The sequence below is a fragment of the Domibacillus sp. A3M-37 genome (assembly GCF_024213455.1).
Lineage (GTDB): Bacteria > Bacillota > Bacilli > Bacillales > Domibacillaceae > Domibacillus > Domibacillus tundrae.
On sequence record NZ_JANAVL010000055.1, the window covers coordinates 1 to 4688 of the forward strand.

Consider the following 4688-nt stretch of genomic DNA (forward strand, 5'->3'; position numbering starts at 1 on the left):
TAGCAGTACAGACCAATGCCTTGATCTGTACTGCTAATCTTAGTATGTTTTGTGTCCAAATTATTGACTCAAATCCACTTTTGAAGAATAAAACATTATTTTTTATAGTGCACTAATGTCATTCTATCGTTAATCTGAATCTTATTGTCGGTTGTTTTATATCCTAACTTCTCGTATAAATAGCAATTTCCCTTTTCTTGTAATATAGTTTGCAGCTCCCATGATTGAGCATTTGGAAATAATGTTTCTATTTTTAACATCGCTTTTTGAGCGATTCCTTTTCCCTGGTATTCCGGAAGAACAAAAATGGGACTTATCCAGTTACTACGCCCTTTAATTACAACCCTAACCGCTCCTACTAAATCATTTTCAACAAATATTTTATAGTATATGCCATTATTCATTCTGCTTTTAATATTATCTACAGTTTCGTTAGCAGGATTTGTTTCAAAATCTTGATATTTATCTAATAATGATTGAAATGATTTCTTTTGCATTTCAAATAAAATATCAGTATCTTCAAGAGTTGCTATCTCAAGTTTAATTTCCATTACTAATCCTCCTAAATACTGCTTTTACTTGAGTGGAAATTCTTAGTTTTATTGTATGTGAAATGATGGATAAAAACAGCTACTGATTTCACTCACGTATCACACATGGAAAACTTCTTTAAAAAAGATTATGAAATCTTTGGTTAATCAACAGTTCGTCCATAAAGGTGAGCTGCGGCAGCTTGGGTTTAATTACTAATAGACTGAACTGTTAAGTAAAAGGCATTTTCGATAATTGGGTTAAAGAAAGGCTCATTCAAGGATAATATAGATTTTCTTACTTAACTAACGAAGCAGGTTAGTTGAAGAGAGAAGTGACTCCTTTATGTCGCATTTGACTTATATTGTGCAATAAAAACTTTTTTTAGAGAACTTTGTGAAAATATGTGCTTAGAACAACGGGCAGGATGGCTAAAAAATAAATAGGAAACTCATGCTTAAATTTCATTCACAATATTTAACGAAAGTATATAATTAATTGGAAATATTCTGAGGGAGGAAAGAGATATGATCAAAATTGATTCTGCATTAGTAACAAAACTAATAAAAGAGCAATTTCCCGAGTGGGCTCATTTAGAAATTAAACCAGTTAAAGTAAGTGGTCATGACAATAGGACATTCCACTTGGGGATTGACATGAGTGTTAGACTGCCAAGTGCCCTTGGTTATGTACCACAAGTAGAAAAAGAACAAAAGTGGTTACCGATTTTAGAGCAAAAGCTTTCATTGCCTATTCCGTCCCCAATTGCAAAAGGAAAAGCGAATGAAGAATATCCATTCCCTTGGTCTATTAACAAGTGGATTGAAGGAGAGACCGTAACTAGAGAAAATGTAAAAGATCTTAAACAATTCGCGAATGATTTAGGTGAATTTTTAATTGAATTGCAATCTATTGACGCGAGTGAAGGTCCCTTAGCTGGGGCTCATAATTTTTATCGAGGTGCACCTCTTTCTGTGTACGACCATGAATCTAGAAATGCTATCAAAAACAATAGAGATGTCTTTGATGAAAGTATCTTGACAAGACTCTGGGATTTAGCTTTAGATTCCAAATGGGAACGAGACCCTGTATGGCTTCACGGAGACATTGCGGTAGGAAATATTTTAGTACAAGACGGGAAGCTTAGTTCAGTAATAGACTTCGGAGTACTAGGAGTTGGAGATCCTTCATGTGATGCAGCTATAGCTTGGACCTTCTTTGATAATGAGAGTAGAAAAGTTTTCAAGGATGTCTTAAATATTGATGAGGGAACTTGGAATAGAGCAAGAGGATGGGCTCTGTGGAAGGCTCTAATCACATATGAAGAACACAAAAACTCTGATATAATTAAATCCAAAGAAGCATATAATGTAATCTTAACAATAGTTGAAGATTCCACAATAATTCTTAGCTAACATTAGTAACTAACTAAGTGTCGTTTTTTTTGATATAGAACTGCTGTCATACTGACAGCTTTTTCATATTTCAATGGGGCATGTTAGCAAGATTGTGAAGAATTGCACTTCAACTCCCATGAAAGAATAATAAATATTTCATCATCTGTGGTGCTGCGAAGTGCGGGATGGATGGCTAACGGGGTGCGTTAGTTCAAGAAGACATGCAAAATAGACCGATTTTTTTCGGTCTTTTTTTGTTGTGTTAAAAATTAACAGAGACATCCATGCTAATAAGATTCGCACCATGGCGCATGAAAAAACGTCTTTTTGGAAGGATATTTTCAGGGTAGCCTGTTTATTAAAAGTATTTATATAAGCTATGCCATAAACTCTATTTGGCTGTTCCGCTTATTTGCATATAAACGCATACAAAAGCAGGTATTATAGAAGCCAAGCGGGAAGCGGATAGACTATGAATGGAAAGCCTTCAGAAGCATGTGTAGCCTATTTTATGAAGAAGGTAGTGTGAGTAAGAAGGGAACATAGGAAAACGCCTATAGAGGATATACACTGCCGTCAGATAATCACTGTGGTTTATAAAGCAGAGACGATCATATGTCATAAAGACTGGTGATGATTTTCTTCTTGAACTCCCATGTAAGAACGAGTTTCCTTATATAATCTGTGGTGCAGTGGTTGTTGTTGCATGGATGGATAACGGAGCAGTTTAGTGACATAAGCGAGATGGTTAGGTATTCTGTCTAAAAGGCAGTAGTAATTTCTTTGATTGGGAGTGGTAGTCGTGGAAAAGTACCAATTAATAAATATATCAAATGAAGCCGTTCTGTCTATTGTATCAGCTATTAACAAACGTCTGAAAGGACGAAATAGTCCTTTGGTGGTGTCCCTAGACGGAGGGAGTGGTGCAGGCAAATCTACGTTGGCTGCTGAGGCGGCTTCGCATTTGGGAGCAACAGTCATTCAGTGTGATGATTTCTTCGCAGCAACTATTACCGACGATGAATGGGATACCTACACACCCGAACAAAAGTGTCGTCGTTGTATCGATTTGCAGCGTATGCGTACTGAGGCATTGTTACCACTAATAGCAGGTAAAAACGCTCAATATTACCCTTTTTCCTTTTTGTCTTGGAACGGTTTGTCATCATACTTGGTCACAAAAGAGCCTGCTAAGGTAATTATTCTTGATGGAATTTATTCCTCACTTCCTGAACTATCCGATGTTGTCGATTATAAGGTTCTTGTGGATGTCTTACCCGATGTTCGCCGCCATAGGCATAATCTCAGAGAGGGGAATGACGATGTGGCTTGGCACCTTCGATGGGACTCCGCTGAGGATTATTATTTCTCAGTCCTGTGTCCACCAACATCGTTCGATTTAATAGTGGTCAACGAATATTCATAATAGTTTTAACGGTTGTTGTATGAAAACCCTATTAATGACACTCTTTCAATTTTATAAGTACAATCCTTATTCAAGTAACGGGGGCTTTTGTTTAATATCTCGGCTGTCATTTCAGCAGCCTTTTCTTATTCAGCTAACGAAGCAGTTTACTTGAAGAAGGAAATTTGATTACAACTGTCGAATTGATAATTTCAGATAATCAAAAGAGGTGCAAAACGGATATTTTGTATGATGATAAATATCATCTGCATTTAGGTTACTACGAGGATAACTTTGATTATGAGGCGATAGCTTTTAAAAGACAATTAGAGGGTGTATGGGATATTTTCTTTGATTTTAAAGGGTATGGAATTAAAAATATTACATCCAAATATGAATTAACATTTGATCCATTTGGAACAAGGATATTTTCTATCGACAATAAAGTGATTGATTATAATATCGGGGTCCAACGGTTTAAACAATGGTTATCATCAAATAAAATGATTTAAATTATAATGATCGCTTTAGCGGTCATTTTCTTATTCGACAAACGGCAGGTTAGCAAAATAAAATTGTTACATTTATGGTAAGAGGGGGAAACAGAGTGCTAAATACAATTTCATTAGGTAAGATCGTGATTCTGAACGGAACCCCTCGGTCAGGAAAATCAAGTATAGCAACTATTGTCCAAAATACGTTTGATGGAGTTTGGATGAATTTAGGTGTTGATAATTTTATTCGAATGACACCTCAACGCTACCAACCTGGAATTGGATTAAGACCTGGAGGCGAACGCCCTGATTTAGAGCCATTAATCGTTACCTTTTATCAGGCTATGTACGAATCTATTGCAGCACACAGTCGATTAGGTTTGAACGTGGTTGTTGATGTTGGGCATCACGATAACTATTCAACTAGAAGGGGGATTCTTTATAAGTGTGTTGGTATTTTGAAGGAATTTCCCGTGTTATTTGTGGGTATCCAATGCCCCCTAAATGTTGTAATGGAGCGACGAATTGCGACTTGGAATAATAGCTACGCTGAAGATGGGTCTGTACCAAAACCCATTATGTTGTGGCAGAATTCCGTTCATTTTCCAGGTATCTATGATTTGGAGATAGATACATCGGTTCTAAGTCCTGAAGATTGTGCAAATTTGATTCGAAAAAGATTAGAAGAGAATCACATAAATACAGCTTTTAAGCGTCTTGCAGATATGATAAACGAAGAGACAGACTGAATTCGTTATTAAACTCCCATGAAAATTCAACTCTTTAACTTCATAAAATGGCCATACTAAATTAGACGCAGCCCATTCATTTTTTAAAAATGTTCAGCGCCATGTTCGCGAT

At 36.3% G+C, this 4688-nt stretch carries 5 protein-coding genes; 4 read left to right on the plus strand and 1 reads right to left on the minus strand.

Annotation, left to right across the window (positions count from 1 at the left end; genetic code table 11):
* Positions 1–95: 95 nt before the first annotated feature.
* Positions 96–551, minus strand: coding sequence for a GNAT family N-acetyltransferase (locus NLX67_RS22410; protein ID WP_254313611.1), 456 nt, complete (start codon positions 549–551; stop codon positions 96–98).
* A gap of 507 nt (positions 552–1058) precedes the next feature.
* Between NLX67_RS22410 and NLX67_RS22415 the strand changes: the two genes are divergently transcribed.
* The 4 genes from NLX67_RS22415 to NLX67_RS22430 all read left to right on the plus strand — a co-directional run bounded on the left by NLX67_RS22415 (position 1059) and on the right by NLX67_RS22430 (position 4576).
* Entirely contained in the window at positions 1059–1946 is an 888-nt protein-coding gene (locus NLX67_RS22415) for an aminoglycoside phosphotransferase family protein (RefSeq protein ID WP_254313612.1), read from the plus strand.
* A gap of 784 nt (positions 1947–2730) precedes the next feature.
* Complete coding sequence (locus tag NLX67_RS22420) at positions 2731–3354, plus strand: uridine kinase family protein (protein WP_254313613.1); 624 nt, start codon at positions 2731–2733, stop codon at positions 3352–3354.
* 164 nt (positions 3355–3518) lie between these two features.
* On the plus strand, positions 3519–3845 hold the full coding sequence (locus NLX67_RS22425) for a DUF3986 family protein (protein ID WP_254313614.1): 327 nt from the start codon (positions 3519–3521) through the stop codon (positions 3843–3845).
* Positions 3846–3940: 95 nt separating this feature from the next.
* Positions 3941–4576: a chloramphenicol phosphotransferase CPT family protein gene (locus NLX67_RS22430; protein WP_254313615.1), complete on the plus strand. Its 636-nt coding sequence runs from the start codon at positions 3941–3943 to the stop codon at positions 4574–4576.
* Positions 4577–4688 lie beyond the last annotated feature (112 nt).

What these genes read in the sequence shown, in the direction of transcription:
- NLX67_RS22415 (WP_254313612.1), top strand. Translation starts at nt 1,059, where the DNA reads ATGATCAAAATTGATTCTGCATTAGTAACAAAACTAATAAAAGAGCAA.
- NLX67_RS22410 (WP_254313611.1), bottom strand. Translation starts at nt 551, where the DNA reads ATGGAAATTAAACTTGAGATAGCAACTCTTGAAGATACTGATATTTTA.